This is a genomic window from Clostridium manihotivorum (assembly GCF_004015185.1).
Lineage (GTDB): Bacteria > Bacillota > Clostridia > Clostridiales > Clostridiaceae > Clostridium_AR > Clostridium_AR manihotivorum.
Genome location: NZ_CP025746.1, coordinates 3,436,297 through 3,456,484 on the forward strand (window position 1 = coordinate 3,436,297; position 20,188 = coordinate 3,456,484).

Sequence of the window (20,188 nt, forward strand, 5' to 3'; positions counted from 1 at the left end):
ATGTCTAAATTGTATTACTAAGTGTAAGACAAAAAGCACCTGTAAAATATATTACAGGTGCTTTTTAATAATTAATTATCTTCATAAAATATCGTCAAAATAAGCAACAATATCTTTTTTACTTTTTCCAAGGTTTATCTCTTTATCTGCTATAAATATATGTACTCCATGAATTAAACTTATATGGACATCGTATTGTAGATTTCTCTTCTCATACTCCTCTTTAAAGAAGACATTAACGAACTCCTCTACTTTTCCAGGATCATCAAGCTTGATTGAAGTTTTGCATTCCTTCAGATCATTTTTTATGGTTTCTTTGACTTCCTTCATTATCTTGTATAGGTTAATTTGCTTCCATCTCTGAGTTCTTCTCTTCAAGTCCTTGAATATTTCATCGTCATCCTTTCTTATTATAGGAACTCCATGAAGCTGCTTTTCAAGCTTTCTTACAGTAGAGTTAGTACTGTCAAACTTGCTCATAATAAAAAGTGCTCCATAATCATACTCAGTTCTTATAATTCTTCCATAAATTTGTTTTAAATCTATGGATACGATTGGAAAGTTAATGTTTGCGTATGCCTGCCAATAGCTTTTTCCTTTTTCAATACTATTTTCAACTAATGATTTGTAGAAAGGTTCTTTACTATTAATGTTAGGTACCTTATCTAAGATCACCGTAGTCATAGAATCTCCAGGTATATCTATACCTTCAAAGTATCCTTTAGAACCTAGAAGGATATACCTATTATCTCTTGACTTAAGCTTTACTATATCTTTCTTACCTTCCACCAGTCTTATGCCTAAGGAAGAAAATGAATCTAAACTTTCGTTTTTAAAAGCCTCTAATCTTTTTCTGCTGGTGAATAGTATTATGATATTCCCTTCTATGTTATGAAGTAGCTTCAGAACAAAGTTTTTCATTTCTTCAGCAAAAGAACCTATGTCGTTTGGATCTATATTTTCTATAGCATACACCGCACTCTTTCCTTTATAATCAAAAACCGGATTAATAGGAGGGACCTCAACTATTTCTTTATTTTGAGACTTAGCTATGTTTATACCTAAGGAGTTTTTCAAATTGTTGTATCCATTGTCTGTACTTAAAGTGGCTGAAATAAAAAGACAACTTTTTGCTCCATTGAGTATCTTATCATAAAAATCACCAGATACATCTAAAGGAATACTACAAATTCTCCACCAATTTAGGTTCTTATCAACTTCAAAATAAAAGCAATAATCTTCTTTATTCTGTAAGATAATATCTTCAATTAACCTAATATAATTGCCTATTACTTCAACCTTTTCAGTTAAAACCTTAAGTCTCTTATCCTTTTCAAGTGCTTTTATTTCTTTTAAAACCGAGGCGCATTTATCTAAATATAAATTAAGTGACGATACATCTTCTTTTAAGAAGGTCAAGGCTTTAACTATATGCTCAGTGTTAGGATTACTCTTTTTAAGATGTTCCTTAATATTATAATCTTTACTAATGCCTGAGTGATTTATATAGTTCTCAAAAGCAGTTTTGACATTAAAAATTTGAGTAATACACTGGTGGATATCCGCTTCAATCTCCTTTAGTGGCAGATTCTTATCTTTTGCTCTTAAGGATAAGTAGTAAAGATAGCCTGTTTTTTCTTTACTATTATATATTTCTTTTAAAAATTTCTCGAACTCGTAAGAAATAAGTGAACTTTCAAAAGCGTCATAGGCCTCTTGTGTAAGGTTATGGGCCTCATCAATTATTATGTTTTCAAGTGGAGCTACATTTTGATAAGGCCACTTTAATAATAATGAATGATTGACCACCACCAGTTTTGACTCCCTTAGAGCCTCTACTTTAGATGCATAGTAGCATCTTTCTCTATAACTGCAACTCTCTATATCACAAAGCTCTGCATCACAAAAGCATTGTTCTAAAAGGTTATTAAGCTTTAGTTTTTCTTTAATACCGTAGTTTATGTCTTCAATGTCTCCTAAGCCTTTTTCAGTTATAAGTCTCTTTAGATATATATAACCAAGGAGAGTATTAATATCCGTAGGATAGTCTATATCTTCGAATCTATCAAAACACAAGTAATTACTTTTACCCTTTATCAAATCATAGCTTACATCATCTTTTAGGTTAAGCGACTTTAAAAGGTTCGGTATATCTTTATCTACCAATTGACTTTGTAAGCTTTTAGTATTAGTTGATATAATCACTTTTTCATTATTTAAATAGGAATATATAGTAGCAGGTAGAAGATAAGCCAAACTTTTTCCAAGACCTGTAGGGGCTTCCATGATTGTGAATTTACTATTTTGTAAACCCTCTCTAATAAACTTAGAAGCATCCCTTTGCTGAGGTCTCAGTTTATAGCCTCTCCCATTTCTAGTCCATATCTCTTTATTGTCAAATAACTTTTCATAATCCTTTAGTGCAAATACAGGATATGCTTTTTGCTTTGTCTCATTATTAGGTTCTATATAAGAATTATCTATAAAGTACTTAACATAATCCATATTAATGTTAGTCAAAAATCTATACCATTTCCAGTGCTCTAGCTCTACAATAGTCATTGGCAAAGTAAAACCACTTTCTAGATAAAACGTGCTTATAACCATATTAAGAACTTTAATAGTATCTTCTGAATCGCTTAGTCCTCTATGTTTCTCTTCTATTGATCCTTTTAAAAACCTATTAATCAAATACTGAAGATTAAACTCTTGCAGCTCTGGAAACAGAATTGCAACTAGTTCTAAGGAATCTAAGAATTCATTATCAATGTCCAAAAAGCTTTGTTCAAAAGCAGCATTATGGCATATAATAGGCATATCTTCTATAAAAGCTTTTAATTCTCTCATAACTACATCTAACTGTGGAGCTTTGTCTAATTCAGCTTGAGTCATATCCTTACAGAGATCCAATATATTAAGAGGAACAGTCCTATTAGGATTTACCAAGGAACTAAACCTGGTTATATCATTATTCTTTATCTTTACAGCACCAATTTCTATGATAGTGTCCCTTTCAGGATCTATACCTGTAGTTTCAATATCTAAAAATATTACGTTATTTAATATACTATAAGGTTCCATATTTTCTCTCCAGTGCTCTAAATTAAAACTATCAAATTAATTTTATGTAGATGTATCACTTCATAATAAATTTAAATATTCTGATTGAGATGATACATATTTAAAAACTATTTAATTATAACTTGAAGCTAGATATGAAACAAGTGAATTTTTGGTGAGTTGCCTTTATAGTAAAAATCAAAACTTATTAACCTATTAAAGCTTTCAATATGTTGTCTCCTGCAAGATTTTCCTAATAATACATTCATAAAGGCATATGCGCAAAAAAATTCGCTAAATAATATATATTTAGCGAATTTTCTACATTGTTATTTAGTAAACTTACCTGGGTTTCCAAATTCAAAGTTACCTTTAGAAGCCAAAGAAAAATGAGCTTTAGCTATACCAAGGTCTACAAGATCAAACACATAGGTATCTTCTATAGATGCAGTTACTGTATTATTGGAATAGTTAAACTTAACCTTCTGAGTGTTCATAGCTGAAGGTGCCTTTTGTACTGCCTTTATACCTTCAACAAACCAATTGGGAACTTCGCCGTCTGCTGAGTAAAACTCTTGAACTTCCTTTGTTTTACGATGAGATAATTTATATATAAGCTTTTCCTTAATAGTTTTGTCTTCTTTTACATTACCAACAGGTATAACACAAACTAAAGCTTCATCTTCCTTTACAGTGACTATTGGTGTTTTTTTGTCAAAAGTACCACCTACCCAGCATGTTCCAAGATCCAATTTAGTAGCTTCTAACACTAATAGCTCACCATAATAACCAAGTTTTTCTCTTAAGTTAGGATCATCTGCTTTTCCTACTAGGGCAAATAAAGCTTTCACTCCAGAAAACATTCCATAGCTTTTACTTAAGCCATTAAAGGCTTCACTTCCATCTTCTATAAACTGTATAGAAATGTTTCCTTGCTTATTATATTCAGCTATAAACCTTTCTAAAGTATCAACCTTATCTTTAGATATTGGGGTAGATAAGTAACTTCTTCTAGATATTCTTTTATCAATTGCTTGCAAATTATCCATTTTACACTCCTATTAATTCATATAAAGATGTACCAGTTCTATTTGAAAACATAGATTTTAATATGAAGTGGTACTTCTCTATTTATATTTTATTTACAATAAGTCATTGTATGCAATTTTACATGAGTTTTATTCAAGTTACTGCATTAATTATATGTTTCAAAGGTTATTCCTTCAATACATCTGAATAAAACTTATATAAATTAAATTGCAAACAATTAATCATATAACTGAATTATAGTTGTATATACAAGTTTAGTCAACTAGGGATTTATTCGTGCAAAAAAATCCCTAGTACCGGAGAGCTTCGAAAAATAATGATTCAAGTTCTTCTATTATATTTCTTTACATCTCTTCTATTAACCTATATGAGTATGCTTTTACTTAATGAAACTATTTGCTAAGTTATGACAGTTCAAATGCTCCTGTATATAGCTGATAGTACTTACCTTTTTGTTCAATTAGATCCTCATGACTTCCTCTTTCAATGATTCTACCTTGCTCTAACACCATGATAACATCTGAATTCTTAACCGTAGAAAGTCTATGGGCAATTACGAATACTGTTCTACCTTCCATAAGCTTATCCATACCCTCTTGAACAATAGCTTCAGTTCTAGTATCAATGCTCGAGGTTGCCTCATCAAGTATTAACACTGGAGGATCAGCAATAGCTGCTCTAGCTATAGTAAGTAACTGTCTTTGCCCTTGAGATAGACTTCCACCGTCACCTGTAAGTACAGTGTCATAACCGTTAGGTAAATGCTTAATAAATCCATGAGCATTGGCTAGCTTTGCAGCAGCATAAACTTCTTCATCTGTGGCATCTAACTTTCCATATCTAATATTGTCAGCTACTGTTCCAGTAAATAAATGGGCATCTTGAAGAACTACGCCTAGTGATCTTCTCAGATCGCCCTTTCTAATCTTATTTACATTTATTCCATCATATCTTATTTTTCCATCTTGGATATCATAGAATCTATTAATTAAATTGGTTATTGTTGTTTTTCCGGCACCAGTTGCACCAACAAAGGCTATCTTCTGACCTGGTTTAGCGTAAAGCTTTATGTTATGAAGTATTATCTTTTCATCACTATATCCAAAATCTACGTCATCAAATATAACTTCACCAAGCAATTGTGTATACTCTAAAGTACCATCAGAATGAGGGTGTTTCCAAGCCCACATACCAGTAGGATTCTTACATTCTTGTATACTACCAGCCTTATCTTTCTCTACATTGACAAGGGATACATAACCTTCATCCACTTCTTTTTCTTCATCTAAAAGATTGAATATACGCTCAGCTCCTGCCAAAGCCATAATTACAAAATTGAACTGCTGAGCCATTTGACTTGTGGTCTGACTAAGACTTCTTGTCAGCTGTAAAAAGGAAGCCAATCCACCTAAGGTTAGTCCACCAAAAGAGCTAATTGCTAGGATTGCACCGAAAATAGCTATAAGTACATAGCTTATATAGCCGATGTTGCCCATGATTGGCATTAGAACATTAGCATACTTGTTAGCGTTATTAGCACTATTAAAAAGCATATCATTTAATTTATCGAAATCATTTTTAGCTTCTTCCTCATGACAAAAAACTTTTACTACCTTTTGGCCTTCCATCATCTCTTCTATATATCCATTAACAGCTCCTAAATCCTTCTGTTGAAGACCAAAATACTTTCCGCTTTTTGCCCCAATTATCTTTGTAGCATAGACTATTGCTATTATAGTTAGTATTTCAATAAAGGTAAGTGGTATGCTTATAAATATCATAGAAAAAAATATGCTTACAACAGTGATAAAAGCTGATAAAAGTTGAGGAATACCTTGACTTATCATTTGTCTTAAGGCATCTGTATCATTTGTGTATAAGCTCATAATATCTCCATGAGCATGGGTATCAAAAAACTTTATAGGCAAAGTTTCCATATGGGTAAACATATCATCCCTAAGCTTTTTTAGTGATCCCTGAGATATAATAATCATCATACGGCTATATGCGTAAGTTGATAAAACACCTATACCATAAATTGCAGCCATTGTGGTAATTGCTTTTAGCAATGGTACAAAATTTCTTTCTGAACTTTTAAGTAATGGAGCGATGTAATCATCAATTAAGTTTCTCAAGAATAAGGTTCCAACAACATTTGAAATGGAACTCATTATAATTGCTATGGTTACTAAGGAAAATAATAATTTATATTCCTTAAGAACATAAACTAATAATCTCTTTAGAGTTTTTAGAGAAATTCCTTTTCTTTTATTTTTCATAGTAGTGCTGCTAGTATTTTTGCTTTCATTATTATTTTGACTCAACGGTTTCAGCTCCTTTCACTTGAGATTCATATACTTCACGGTATATGTTGTTTGATAAAAGCAACTCTTCATGAGTTCCCATACCGTCTATTTTTCCATCATTAAGTACAATTATCTTATCAGCTTCTTGTATTGAAGAAATTCTCTGAGCAATAATTATTTTTGTGGTATTAGGTATGGTTTCTTTAAATGCTTTTCTTATAAGTGCATCAGTTTTAGTGTCAACAGCACTAGTGGAGTCATCTAAAATAAGTATCTTAGGTTTCTTTAATAAGGCCCTTGCAATACATAGCCTTTGCTTTTGTCCACCTGAAACATTTGTACCACCTTGTTCAATGAAGGTATCATATTTATTAGGTAGAGTTTCTATAAATTCCTCTGCTTGTGCTTGTCTGCAGGCTTCTATCACTTCTTCCTCTGTAGCATTCTTATTTCCCCATCTCAAATTTTCCTTTATAGTACCAGAAAAAAGCACGTTTTTCTGAAGCACCATTGAAACCTTGTCTCTTAAAGTCTCTATATCATAGTTTCTTACATCAACTCCACCAACCAAAACATTCCCTTCTGTTACATCATAAAGTCTTGGAATAAGCTGAACTAATGTTGATTTAGCACTACCGGTTCCACCTATTATACCTATGGTCTCACCAGAATTAATAGAAAGATTTATGTTTTCTAACACTAAATTATTAGTATCATTGTTGTAACTAAAGCTAACGTTATTGAAAGCTATTGATCCATCTTTAACTTCGTAAGTAGGGCTTTCACAGTTTGTTAGATCACTTTTCTCTTCTAAAACTTCTAATATTCTTTCTGCAGAAGACTTAGACATTATAACCATAACGAAAACCATAGATATTATCATAAGACTCATTAATATATTGGTGGTATAGGTAAATAAGCTCATAAGCTCACCTGTAGTCATAGACTTAGAAACTATCATCTTTGCACCAAGCCAAGAAAGCAGGAGAATACATGCATATACTGAAAACTGCATGGCAGGGGCGTTAAGTATAATAACCTTTTCTGCTCTCATAAAATACTTGTATAAAGTTTCTGATGCCTTATAAAATTTACTTACCTCATGCTCTTCTCTCACATAGGCTTTCACTGCACGTATACCAGTTAAATTCTCTTGAACACTAGCATTTAAGGCATCATACTTTTTAAATACCTGTAAAAAATAAGGATGTGCTTTCGTCATAATAAAGTATAATAAGATTCCTAAAAAAACTATGGCTCCTAAGAATATTAAGGAAAGCTTAGAGTTGATATAAAAGCACATAAACATAGCTGAAATAAGCATAATTGGCGCTCTAGCGAACATTCTTATTACCATCTGATATGCATTTTGTACATTAGTCACATCTGTGGTTAACCTAGTAACTAAACCTGCAGTAGAATACTTGTCTATATTGGAAAATGAATAATCCTGAATGTTGTAATACATTGCTTTTCTCAAATTCCTTGCAAAACCTGTAGAAGCACTGGCTCCATATTTTCCTGATAAGAAGCCAAAGGTAAGCGCTAAGAAGGACGCTATTATCATTACTGTCCCAATAACACAAACATAGCTTATATCTCCTTTTCCAATTCCCTTATCTATTATCCAAGACATAAGTAATGGAATAATTACTTCCATAGCAACCTCTAAGGTTACAAAGAGAGGCGTTAAGATAGAGTCTTTTTTAAATTCGCCTACATAACTAACTAATTTTTTTATCATGTTCATCCCTCCTATTGTTAGATTTCTAACTATTATTATAAAAAAAAGCTACAATAGCTTTTTCTATTATTTATGTAATTATATTTATTGTCTAAATTTAGTCTGCAATTTTATCTGATAATCGGTTTAATAACTTAATTAATATTTCAGCCTCGTCATCATCTAACTGATCAATTAAAGACTGCTCAAATTTAAGAATAAAATTATAAACATTTTCTTGAATCTCTAATCCCTTCTCAGTAAGAATTATCTTTTTAAGTCTAGCATCTTCTGCTACACTTACTCTTTTTATGTATCCATCCTTCTCCATCAACTGCAAAATACTAGTTACCGATGACCTTCTTATGTTTAATTCTTCTTCTATATCCTTCTGAAAAATATCCCTGTTTTTTGACTCATGATATAGAAAACCAAGTATTCTTCCCTGAGTTCCTGTTATACCAAATTTTGAAGCCTCACTACCTATTCTTCTATTAATTCTGTTTGCAAAAATAGTAACAATTCTTCCTATATGTGCATCTCTATCCATAATAATTCTCCTAAAGTTTTGTTAGGTATCTAACTATTATTTAGTATAGATTCCTTTTATATAATTGTCAATATTATAAGTATTTATTGCCTACTTAAGGATTGCTAGAATTTATTTGATACATAACTGTATAGTTATATATTTTTATTATTAATTCAATTTAACAATAATCTAAAAACTTGTATTTATAACATCTCAATATCTAACTAACTTCATGGAATAATAGGTAATTAAAACTAACCATTTCCTTATATGATACAATAAGGTATCATATATGCTGTATATTTAATTAATAGGAGGTTTTAAAATGCATAAAAATTATCTAAAAAAAGTCATTACTGTTTGTTTGTCTATGACATTAAGCATAGGTGCTTACTCAAGTACAGCCCTAGCAAAAAGCAAGGATTTGAAGGTCACAGAAAAAAGGTACACTATAGGGGATATTAAACTTAATGCAAGAATTGAAGGTAAAGGCAAAGCATCTGTTGTATTCGAGTCAGGATATGGTGACGGCATTCTTACTACCGATGGAAGTACTGATGGCTCAGCATTAGAAAACTGGGGAAAGATACAACCGATTATAGCTAAATACGCTAAAACTTTGACTTATGATAGAGCTGGTATAGGTAAAAGCGATGATACTGTAAATAGACCTGATCTAAACAAAAATGATGAAGATACTCTACTGAATGGAGGCCTAATACCATATAATAGCTCAATTTATAACTATGGTCATGGAAAAACTGCAATTGATAAGGCAAGAAATTTACATAGCTTGCTAAAAGCTTCAAAAGTAAAGGCTCCATATATTTTGGTATCTCATTCAATAGGTAGTTTAGATGTATTAGAGTTTGCAAAATTATATCCTAAAGAAGTTGCTGGGATAGTTATGGTTGAGCCTTCAAATAAAAATATAGTTGGAGACGCCATTAACTGGGCAAAGCAATACCAACCTTCACTTGTAGACTTATTTAAAAATCAATTTTCAAAAACAGATGGAACTTTAGATGAAATATTACTTAGCGAACTGCAAGCTAAAAATTCTGGAGATGTTCTAAGAAACATTCCATTGACAATTCTAATGGCAGCTGATTCAGGACAAGGACCTGAATATAATGAGATGCGTGCTAGACATGGACAAGAGTGGCTTGCTTCTTCAAATTACTCAAAGCTAACTTTTGTACCTAATACTACACATTATATCCATTTGCTGCAACCACAATATGTATTAGATGCTATTGAAGAAATGCTAAAGAATCACAAATAAAGATTAAGTTTATTACAGTACAATATACCACTAAATATTATACTTAGGCTATCTTAAAGTTCTATATGAAATTAAGCAAGCCTATATTTATTAAAAATTTCAGTATTTAAGCATATGGTTTATTCAAGTTTCATATGATTTTTATTATCATATATACTTTATAAATGGAACTCTTACCAATCAACTTATACGAGAACTCCAGCTCTAACCTATTTATTCTCTTAAACATATTCAAACCAATAAATCTATTTGTTCTAATTTTTATTAGATTATTTATATGAAAAAATCATGCATATAAGGGGTATACTACATTCCATGAGAATGTAATGTTAATACCCTTGCTATGCATGATTTTCTTTAAATTAGTTTATTTTTAAAAATTCGTTCAAATTATCAACTTACCACTACTATTTTATATATTTACCCACGAACTCTTCTACCTTCTTTTTATAGGTATATGGGTCCTTAGCTAAGGATGCTGCATGCGTTGCCCCATCAACTATAAGAAGATCTTTATCAGTCTTGCAAGCATCATATACTTTGTGAACCATTTCTGTAGGAACAAAAGTATCGTTGCCTCCATGTATAAAGAGCATTGGTACCTTGGCCTTTTCTACTTGCTTTATTGCAGATGCTTCACTAAAGTTATAACCTGCTTTAATCTCAGTCAATAAACTAGTGGATGGAATTATAGGAAAAGTAGGAAGCTTGTACATTCTTTTAAGCTCATACTCTAATTGATCTTTAACAGATGTATATCCGCAGTCTTCAACTATAACCTTTACCTGGGTAGGAAGATTTTCTCCACTTACCATCATTACCGTTGCTCCACCCATAGAAACACCATGAAGAAGAATTTCAGAATTCTTTCCAACCTTTTCAATCATCAGATTTATCCATTTTAAGTAATCCTTACGATCTGGCCAACCAAAACCGATATACTTTCCTTCACTGGCACCATGTCCACGATCATCTGGCATTAAAACATTATAACCTAAATCATAGTATATTTTAGCATAGTCTCCCATTCCCTTACCTCTAGAGCCATAACCATGGGCTATTATAGCAGTTTTATTAGTAGTAGTCTTAGCTTTAATGTAATACCCTACTAAGTTAAGTCCATCCTCTGTCTTTATACTAACAGTTTCATATCCTGTATCATTAATCCATTGTTCACCACTGCTTATCTTAGGTTTTGCACCTGTGTTTGAAGCAGGCAAATCACTACTTTTGTTAAGAAAATCCTTACTGTTCCTTCCTATTGCTAAGTTATAGAAAAAGAAACTAGCAAAAATATCTGCTCCCAATAGCAATACAACTATAACAGAAGTTATTATAATTATGTGTTTTTTCTTCATTTAATTTATCCCCCTACTTTCACCCCGTCAATATGTAGTAATAATTTATACCAATATTATAGATATTAATAAATTAGTTACTTATTTATTATAAGCTATAGATATGTCTAACTCCAAACAAAATATCTATGAAGATAGAATAATTTGTTACCAATCTTTAATTCAGTAACTAGCCAATTTACAATACTTAATATTAAAACTATATAACAATACCTTACTTAAATTATGTGTCAAATCGTCAGATATTTGAATGGATTTGCACAAAGAATTAAATTTTTTATAATGATTTAGTTGATACTCTCCTAATAATTTTTATGATTTCAATGATTTTAATGCACTATAAGATTGATCATGTAGAAATTAATCTCAATTATATATTTATTGAATAGCTATAAAGACTCAGTACAAATATAGTAGTTACTAATGATTCATATTCTATATCAATAATACAGCTCATTATCAATTGAAAATAACTAATAACACTTAATCATTGATTTTCACTTATATATGGTATATCATATAGTTAATGTATTTATCACTTGATAAGATTCTTAAGTATATTTGGAGGTATCTTAAATGAACAATAAAGTAAAAGTAGCTAGGTTATCTCTTATGTCAAATTCAATTTTAATAGTGCTAAAATTAACTGTTGGAATTTTTACCGGTTCTGTAAGCATAATTTCTGAGGCTATTCATTCAACTATGGATTTACTTGCTGCAATTATAGCTTTCTTTTCTGTAAAAATTTCTGATAAACCAGCAGACGAGCTTCATCCTTACGGCCATGGTAAAGTTGAAAATATTTCTGGAGTAATAGAAGCATTACTTATCTTTGGCGCAGCATTTTTGATAATTGCTGAATCCATAAAAAAACTAATTCATTACAAAGATGTTGATAATGTTGGGATTGGATTCCTAGTTATGTTTTTCGCTTCAGTTGTAAACTTTATTGTATCTAAAGAACTATATAAAGTTGCAAAAGAAGAGGACTCAATTGCATTAGAAGCAGATGCTCTTCACTTACGAACTGATGTATACACTTCCTTAGGTGTTGGCATTGGATTACTTTTTATTTGGATAACTAAGCTTAATTACTTAGATCCAATAGTTGCAATTTTAGTTGCATTGTTTATATTAAGAGAAGCTTTTGCTTTACTAATTACGGCATTTAATCCTCTTTTAGATGTAAAACTATCAAATGAAGAAATTGAAGTTATCAAAAATATTATAAATAAATATTCATCTTTATTTTGTAACTATCATGATCTTAAAACAAGAAAAGCTGGGAGAATAAAATATGTAGAAATGCATTTAGTTTTTGACGACAATACTTCAATAAAAGCTGCCCATGATATATGCAATAAAATTGAATATGATATAGAACAGTCATTAAGATACACCCAAATTATGATACACTTAGAATCCCCAGAATAAGATCTATATACTATAATATACCTTAATCACCTCTATATAGAGAGGCTGTAAATGAGAAACGATAGTAGACATGCTCAAAATAAGTTCACTGAAAAAGGCCGCTTAAGCGACCTTTTTATTTTTTCTTTTTACTATGCCCCTTCCCTTTCTGGGTATTATAAAGGGCTTGAGCGTTATTTGAGTTCTGCTGCTCTGTAACATTTGTAGAACCATCTTTCTTTTGATTATCAGTATTTGCTTCAGGCTCCTTTGAAGGACTGTCCGTTGTTTGCTCCTTAGAAGCTTTAGTTTCTTGAGCTTTATTATTAGAATTATCAACACTTGTGGCATTATCAATAAGCTTAGAGTCATTAAGCTTATTTTCGTGTTGATTTAGAAAATATAGCGATGTTAAAATTAATATCACTAACAATGGAATAGCTATAATGAATTTATTGATTTTCTTTGATTTAGTTTTTTTTATTTCCTCAATTACAGTTGTATCATTATTTTGTATAACCGCAGTCTTGTCATAATAATGCTCATTAGTTAATTCTACTAACTCATTTTTTAGCTCTAATACAGAAGAATATCTATCTTTGATATTTACTTGAACACACTTTTGTATTATCTTTACTAGCTTTCGGCTAATAGCATTTCCATAATTCTCATCTATTAATGGTTCTGCACCGCTAAAAGGCACTTTTTTTGTTACCATAAAATACATTACCATTCCAATACCATAAATATCAGTTTGCATACAAGATTGCATCGACCCATGCTGTTCAGGTGCAGCATATCCACTTGACCCCATTAAAACAGTATCTGTATCCTTGTCAAACTTGTAAATCCTTGAAATTCCAAAATCAATTAGGTTAATGCTGTTTTCCTTAGTAATCATAATATTAGAAGGCTTTAGGTCTCTATATATGATAGCTGGTGTAAAACTATGCAAGTATTTAATTATATCACAGACCTGAAGTGTTATAGCTACAATACCTTCTAAGTCACTTATATCCTTGCTATTTATATAATCAAATAATGTTTGCCCTTCTACATAATCTTCCACCATATAAACAAAATCATTTTCATAAAATACATCTACAACTCTAGGAATACCTGGATGATTAAGCTTTTTTAGTATGTTAGCTTCCGATAAAAGATTCATATCTAATTTATCATTTCTCTTGGTTTCTTTTATGGCCCAAAGGTTGTTAAGTCTTATATTTTCACATAAATAAACAGTACCCATACCTCCCTTACCAAGAAGCTTTATTATTTTATATTTATTATCTAAAATATATCCTGTAGCTAGCATAGTTTCCCCCGTATAAATCCTTATTATAATATTATATTTAATGCTAGAATATTAGCTGAAACTAAGTATATGTAGATGTACCAATTCAAAGTAAATATATAAATCAATAAAACTAACATATAATAGTTAAAAATCTATATACCTTTGTAGTATACTAATTTCTTGTTGAATTTATTAACATCTTAGTAGAATATTTTAAATCTATAGTAAATTTGAAAATATCACTTTAATAGGCTACATCTTTATCTACTGTATAAATAATTAATTTCAGCAATAATCTATAATATTCCTATATTAATAAACTTAATATGACTTTAGCTTTTTATCACTTATATATTTTACGTATAGAATTAGTATTTTTTAGGGGGTATAATTTTATAATAATTCATTATTATAAAATGTACTCGTTTAATTAAGTTATTTTTCTGTTTACTCTAAACTACTACTTTAAAGACTTGATTGATATTACTAGGATTAGATGATAAAAGAATTTACGCTTTACCTAACAGCAAAATATAAAAACACTAACGAAATCCTTCATTAGTGTTTTTATACCTAGCACAAGTATACTAATCATTTTTATTTAAATATAGGTGGCATGCTACAGAGTGGCCCTTTTCAATCTCTATCATTTCAGGGGATACTTTTTTACATATAGGCTTAGCATAAGGACATCTAGTATGAAATCTGCAGCCTGAAGGTATGTCCATTGGACTTGGAATGTCTCCCTCAATTACTTGTCTTTCTGATAATTTTGCTTTATTAGGGTCCGCTACTGGTATTGCTGATAGAAGAGCTTTTGTATATGGATGCAGCGGATTATTGTAAAGATTATTACTTTCAGATATCTCTACTATGTTACCCAGGTACATTACTCCAATTCTATCTGATATATGTCTTACCATAGATAAGTCATGAGCTACAAATAGATAAGTAAGTCCCATTTTCTTTTGTAGATCTTCAAGCATATTAACTACCTGAGCTTGAATAGAAACATCTAAAGCTGAAATAGGTTCATCGCAAAGTATAAAGTCTGGTTCAGTTGAAATAGCTCTGGCAATACCTATTCTTTGACACTGTCCACCACTGAATTCATGAGGGAACTTTTCCATGTCGCTTTTCTTAAGCCCAACCATCTCAAGTAAACTTTCAATTTTCTTTGTTCTTTCTTCTTTATTGAGCTTAGTATGTAAGAGCAGCGGCTCACTGATTAGTTCTTCAACCGTCATATTGGGATTAAGTGAAGAATACGGATCTTGAAAAATAATCTGCATCCTCTTACGGTATTCTTTCATATCTTTCTTATTAAGCTTGGATATATTATTGCCTTCAAAGAATATATCACCATCTGTTATATCATAAAGTCTGGTTATAGACCTTCCAAGAGTAGATTTACCACAACCTGACTCTCCTACCAATCCAAAGGTCTCTCCTTTTCTTATTTGAAAGGAAACTCCATCTACTGCCTTTACAACTTTTTTACTGCCTCCTATAAGACCGTTTTTTACAGGAAAATGTTTTTTTAAGTCTTTTACTTCTATTAATATCTCTTCAGAGTTATTCACCATAATCCTCCTTACTATAGGTTCTTTTCTGATAAAAAGCACATAGATCTATGTGTTTTTGAATGTTCCTTATAACTTGGCATCTCATTAAAACATCTTTCTTCAGCATACTGACATCTTTCTGCGAAAGGACATCCTTTAGGTGGATTTAGTAAAGAAGGCGCAGAACCCTGAATAGGTTTTAGTCTTATCTTTTCTTCTCCTTCTACCTTCGGTATAGAATTTAATAAGGCCTTTGTATAAGGATGCTTAGTCTCATAAAATATCTCTTCTGTAAGCCCCTCTTCCATTATCAAGCCGCCGTACATAACAGCAATCCTATTGCAAATATTTGCTACCACCCCAAGATCATGAGTGATTAGTATAATAGACATATCATTATCTTCTTTAAGAGCTTTTAAAAGCTCCAGTATTTGTGCTTGAATAGTTACGTCCAGTGCTGTGGTAGGTTCATCAGCAATTAGTAGCTTAGGCTTGCAAGCAAGTGCCATTGCTATTAAAACTCTTTGTCTCATACCACCACTAAACTCATGAGGATATTGATTTATTCTCTTTTCAGGCATAGGAATTCCTACATCTTTTAGTAGTCCAACAGCTAGTTCTCTTGCTTCCTTTTTACTTACACCCTTATGCCTAACCAATATCTCAACAATATGGTCTCCAACTTTTTTTAATGGATTTAAGGCTGTCATAGGGTCTTGAAAGATCATAGCCATTTCCTTACCATTAATTTTTCTCATTTCTTTAGGAGAAAGTTTTAGTATATCTTTTCCTTCAAAGTTGATTTCACCAGAGTCAATCTTAGCATTTTCCTGAAGAATCTTCATTACAGACCTCATAAGAACACTTTTCCCGCTGCCTGACTCTCCAACAATACCAAGTATATCTCCAGTATTAACCTGAAAGCTTACCCCTCTTACTGCTTGTATCCTTTTATCTTTATTATAAAAGGTTGTTTTTAAGTTCTCAACCTTAAGAAGCTTTTCTTCCTTCATAATGTTATTTTCCACCCCCTGAAGTTCTTGGTTCAGCAAATACTCTTAATACATTGCCTAATTTATTAAAGGAGTATATGGTTAAAATTATAAGTACCCCTGGTAAAATAGCCATGTATGGAGCATTTTGCAGATTAGTTTGAGCATTTTGTAATAAGTTTCCCCAAGAAGACATTGGCTGCTGAATTCCTAAACCTAAAAAGCTTAAGGAAGATTCAGTCATTATAGCATTTGCGATACTTGAAGTTGAAGCTATTATTATTGTAGGAAATACACTTGGTATAATGTGTCTAAAAATTATATTCTTCGAGGATTCTCCAATGGAATTTGCATATAGTACATACTCCCTTTGCTTTACGGAAAGAGTCTCTGCACGTACTAATCTTGCTGTCTCCATCCATGAGAACAATCCAATTACTATAATTATTGCTTGAAAACCTGGTTTTAAAAATATACTTACTACAGTAACAAGTATCATCCAAGGAATTGAGGATATTATATCAACAAATCTCATCAGTAAGTTATCTATCTTCCCTCCAAAATAACCACTTATTGTACCAACTCCAATACCTATACTTGTAGAGATAAGCATAGCAAGAATTCCAACAATAAGTGATACTCTACCACCATAAATAGTTCTTGCTAAATAATCTCTTCCAAGTTCATCAGTTCCAAATATATGGCTTGAGCTTGGAGTTTGCAATATAATTGCTGTATTTGTTGCATCAGGGTCCATTGGTAGTAAAAATGCGAATATAGAAATTAATATTATGAAAGCTAGAAAAGCTACTGAAAACAAAGCACTTTTATTACCTTTTAATTCATCTATAACGTTCTTTAATCTTATGCTTTTCATAGCTCTTACTCCATTTCTTTTATTCTAGGATCAACAATAGAATATAATATGTCTGATAATAAATTACCTATTATAACCATAGAGGAGGATAATACTAAAATCGCCATAATTACTGGATAATCTAACCCACGAACTGCAGTAACAAAATAAGGTCCAACCCCTGGCCAACCAAACACAGTTTCAGTAATCATAGCTCCAGTTACTAACATAGGCAATGCCATTCCTATCTTAGTAATTATAGGTAATAGTACATTTTTGCATATATGTTTAAACAATATTTCTTTTTTACTAGCTCCAAAGGCATTTTGCACCATTACATACCCTTCAGAAGTTTGTCCAATAGTTGAGGATCTTACATATCTTATAAGTTCTGGTGTATATGCAATAACTAAAACTAAACAAGGCATTATGTAATGAAGTAAAAAGTCACTGGCGGATCCTTCAACCCCTATAGTGTTCATTCCTAATATAGGTAATAAAGCAAATTTATAACCAAATATATAGATCAAGATCATTGCAAACCAAAAGGTTGGCGTTGCTATGCTTAAGGAACAGAAGCCATCAACGATTTTGTCCACAAACTTATTTTTATTTGCTCCTGCAACTAACCCAAGCACTATGGAAATAACCAAGGCTATCAAATAAGCCGGTAATACTAATATCATAGTAGCTGGAAGCCTTGCAGCTAAATCATTTGAAATTGCTTCATGCGTTACGATAGAATATCCAAATTGACCTGTAACCATACCTTTTAGCCATAAAAAATACTGCACATAGGCAGGTTTATCAAATCCGTACTTAGCTTTTATTAGATTAACTGTTTCTTGTGGCATTTTTGGTGTTGTCATTGCATCAACAGCATTGTATGGTGCCAGATGAATTAATATGAAACAGATTATTGTAATTATTAAAAGCAGCGGAATAGCTTGAAGTACTCTTTTAAGTATATATTTTGCCACTTTATTCTCACTTCCTTAATTAATAAATTATACATGGAGACTATTAATCCCCATGTATTAAAATCAGAACTCTTATTTATAATAAAGCTTAGACATATCCTCAAAAGTATATACTGGTACTAATTGAGCATCTTTTATTCCATCTAAGTTAGAACTCATTGTAACTATTCTCTTGTTTTCAAGAATTGGATAGAAATAAGCATTAGCTTGTAATTTCTTTTGGATTTGATCATATATATCTTTTCTCTTTGCTTCATCTGTTTCCACTCTTCCCGCATTGAACAAGTCATCAATTTGCTTATCCTTGTAGTGGCTATAGTTGTATGAACTATCAGATGTAAATAATGAATTAAAAGTATCTGGATCTATACCCATAATGTATCCACCAAGGAACATATCGTAGTTACTCTTAGGATCCTTCATTTGTTTGCTTATAGCTGCATCTTCACCAGCAGCAAGCTCAACATCTATACCAACTGCTTTTAGGTTTTGTTGGATAATAGCAGCTTCCTTTTGGTAAGGTACATTACTTCCTGGATAGCCAAGTTTAAGTTTTAGACCTGAAACTCCAGCTTTAGATAAAAGTTCCTTAGCTTTAGCTTGGTTAAATTCATACTTTTCTACATCATCAGTATGGTATTTGCTTTCATTTGGAAGGAAGGAATAAGCTTTTTTAGCATACTCTTCAGATCCAAAAGAAGCGTTTATTAAATCAGTTCTGTTTAGAGCATAGAATATAGCTTGTCTAACACTGGCATCCTTAAGCTTATCGGAATTAGAATTAAGTACCATGTAAGCTATTCTACCTTCGTCATACTTGTAAGGTGTAAGATTACTTCCTTTTAGAAGACTATCTAAATCTCTTGATTGAACAGATAATGCATTTATTTCTCCTTTTTGCAGGGAAAGCTTAGCTGTGTTAGCATCAGGAATTACTCTGAATACAACGTTTTGAATCTTAGCTTTTCCTAAGAAGTAGTCATCATTTCTAACCATCTTAACGTATTGACCAGCCTTGTATTCTTCTAACTTATAAGGACCTGTACCTACAGGCTTAGCATTTTTTGCACTATTTTCAAAGTTTGTTTCACCTTCATATACATGCTTAGGCATTATGAAAATGTTACCTAAAAGTTCCATTCCTGGTGCGCTTACTTCTGGAAGTGTAAAATTAACTGTGTAGTCATCTACTTTTGTAACTTGTACTGGCTTTCCGTTAAATACTAGCTGGCTATATGCCCAACCTGCATTCTTTTCCTTCAACATCTCATTATATGTAAACACTACGTCATCAGCGGTAAACTTAACTCCATCGCTCCACTTAACATCTTTTCTAAGCTTTGCAGTGTAAGTTTTCTTATCTGCTGATTGTGTCATACTTTCTGCTAAGAAGTAATTAACTCCATCTACATTGTACATATATAATGGAGAATATAAAGCCTTTATCTCCATAAGTCCATAACGATCACTGGTAGTAATTACATTTACAGAATTACCTGGATCTCCATCAATACCATAAACAAAGGTATCTGTTTTTGTTGCTGTTGCTGCTGTATTAGAAGCACTTTTTGTTGTACCGCAAGCAGTCATTAGTAGAGCTGCTGTAGTTAATGCTGTAAGTAGCATTGATACTTTTTTGAGTTTCATTTGTTTTCTTCCCCCTTGATAATTTAAGTCAATATATAGATGTACAGCTTCTTAATAAAATTTGTATTTTCTAATCGAAGCTATACAGCTTTAACAAAACCTTAGATTAATTTTTTAATAT

The 20,188-nt window shown here is 31.5% G+C and carries 14 protein-coding genes; 2 read left to right on the forward strand and 12 right to left on the reverse strand.

The annotated features are described in order from the left end of the window. Window positions 1–81: 81 nt before the first annotated feature. The 5 genes from C1I91_RS15650 to C1I91_RS15670 all read right to left on the reverse strand — a co-directional run bounded on the left by C1I91_RS15650 (window position 82) and on the right by C1I91_RS15670 (window position 8,689). The gene (locus C1I91_RS15650) at window positions 82–3,081 is read right to left on the reverse strand and encodes an exonuclease domain-containing protein (protein WP_128213695.1); all 3,000 of its coding nucleotides are present in this window, start codon (window positions 3,079–3,081) and stop codon (window positions 82–84) included. Window positions 3,082–3,389: 308 nt separating this feature from the next. Then, window positions 3,390–4,109: a nitroreductase family protein gene (locus C1I91_RS15655; protein WP_128213696.1), complete on the reverse strand. Its 720-nt coding sequence runs from the start codon at window positions 4,107–4,109 to the stop codon at window positions 3,390–3,392. A gap of 405 nt (window positions 4,110–4,514) precedes the next feature. Continuing rightward, on the reverse strand, window positions 4,515–6,389 hold the full coding sequence (locus C1I91_RS15660) for an ABC transporter ATP-binding protein (protein ID WP_128216013.1): 1,875 nt from the start codon (window positions 6,387–6,389) through the stop codon (window positions 4,515–4,517). A gap of 31 nt (window positions 6,390–6,420) precedes the next feature. Beyond that, window positions 6,421–8,160 (reverse strand): ABC transporter ATP-binding protein, encoded by a 1,740-nt coding sequence (locus C1I91_RS15665; RefSeq protein ID WP_128213697.1) that lies wholly within the window; start codon window positions 8,158–8,160, stop codon window positions 6,421–6,423. A 97-nt stretch (window positions 8,161–8,257) separates the two neighbouring features. Beyond that, a complete protein-coding gene (locus C1I91_RS15670) occupies window positions 8,258–8,689 on the reverse strand; it encodes a MarR family winged helix-turn-helix transcriptional regulator (protein WP_128213698.1) in 432 nt (143 codons plus the stop codon). Between the two features lie 307 nt (window positions 8,690–8,996). On the opposite strand from C1I91_RS15670, the gene C1I91_RS15675 reads away from it, so the two are divergent. After that, complete coding sequence (locus tag C1I91_RS15675) at window positions 8,997–9,956, forward strand: alpha/beta fold hydrolase (RefSeq protein ID WP_128213699.1); 960 nt, start codon at window positions 8,997–8,999, stop codon at window positions 9,954–9,956. 407 nt (window positions 9,957–10,363) lie between these two features. On the opposite strand, the gene C1I91_RS15680 is transcribed toward C1I91_RS15675, so the two are convergent. Next, the gene (locus C1I91_RS15680) at window positions 10,364–11,314 is read right to left on the reverse strand and encodes an alpha/beta hydrolase (RefSeq protein WP_128213700.1); all 951 of its coding nucleotides are present in this window, start codon (window positions 11,312–11,314) and stop codon (window positions 10,364–10,366) included. Window positions 11,315–11,890: 576 nt separating this feature from the next. Here C1I91_RS15680 and C1I91_RS15685 point away from each other — a divergent pair. After that, complete coding sequence (locus tag C1I91_RS15685) at window positions 11,891–12,748, forward strand: cation diffusion facilitator family transporter (protein ID WP_128213701.1); 858 nt, start codon at window positions 11,891–11,893, stop codon at window positions 12,746–12,748. A 115-nt stretch (window positions 12,749–12,863) separates the two neighbouring features. On the opposite strand, the gene C1I91_RS15690 is transcribed toward C1I91_RS15685, so the two are convergent. From C1I91_RS15690 to C1I91_RS15715, 6 genes are all read right to left on the reverse strand, one after another. Continuing rightward, window positions 12,864–14,045, reverse strand: a complete 1,182-nt coding sequence (locus C1I91_RS15690; protein ID WP_128213702.1) for a serine/threonine-protein kinase — start codon at window positions 14,043–14,045, stop codon at window positions 12,864–12,866. 569 nt (window positions 14,046–14,614) lie between these two features. Next, a complete protein-coding gene (locus C1I91_RS15695; RefSeq protein WP_128213703.1) occupies window positions 14,615–15,613 on the reverse strand; it encodes an ABC transporter ATP-binding protein in 999 nt (332 codons plus the stop codon). A gap of 11 nt (window positions 15,614–15,624) precedes the next feature. Next, window positions 15,625–16,605 (reverse strand): ABC transporter ATP-binding protein, encoded by a 981-nt coding sequence (locus tag C1I91_RS15700; RefSeq protein WP_128213704.1) that lies wholly within the window; start codon window positions 16,603–16,605, stop codon window positions 15,625–15,627. Window positions 16,606–16,609: 4 nt separating this feature from the next. Continuing rightward, on the reverse strand, window positions 16,610–17,461 hold the full coding sequence (locus tag C1I91_RS15705) for an ABC transporter permease (protein ID WP_128213705.1): 852 nt from the start codon (window positions 17,459–17,461) through the stop codon (window positions 16,610–16,612). Window positions 17,462–17,466: 5 nt separating this feature from the next. Continuing rightward, a complete protein-coding gene (locus C1I91_RS15710; RefSeq protein ID WP_128213706.1) occupies window positions 17,467–18,420 on the reverse strand; it encodes an ABC transporter permease in 954 nt (317 codons plus the stop codon). A 72-nt stretch (window positions 18,421–18,492) separates the two neighbouring features. After that, on the reverse strand, window positions 18,493–20,067 hold the full coding sequence (locus tag C1I91_RS15715) for an ABC transporter substrate-binding protein (protein ID WP_128213707.1): 1,575 nt from the start codon (window positions 20,065–20,067) through the stop codon (window positions 18,493–18,495). Between the last annotated feature and the right edge of the window lie 121 nt (window positions 20,068–20,188).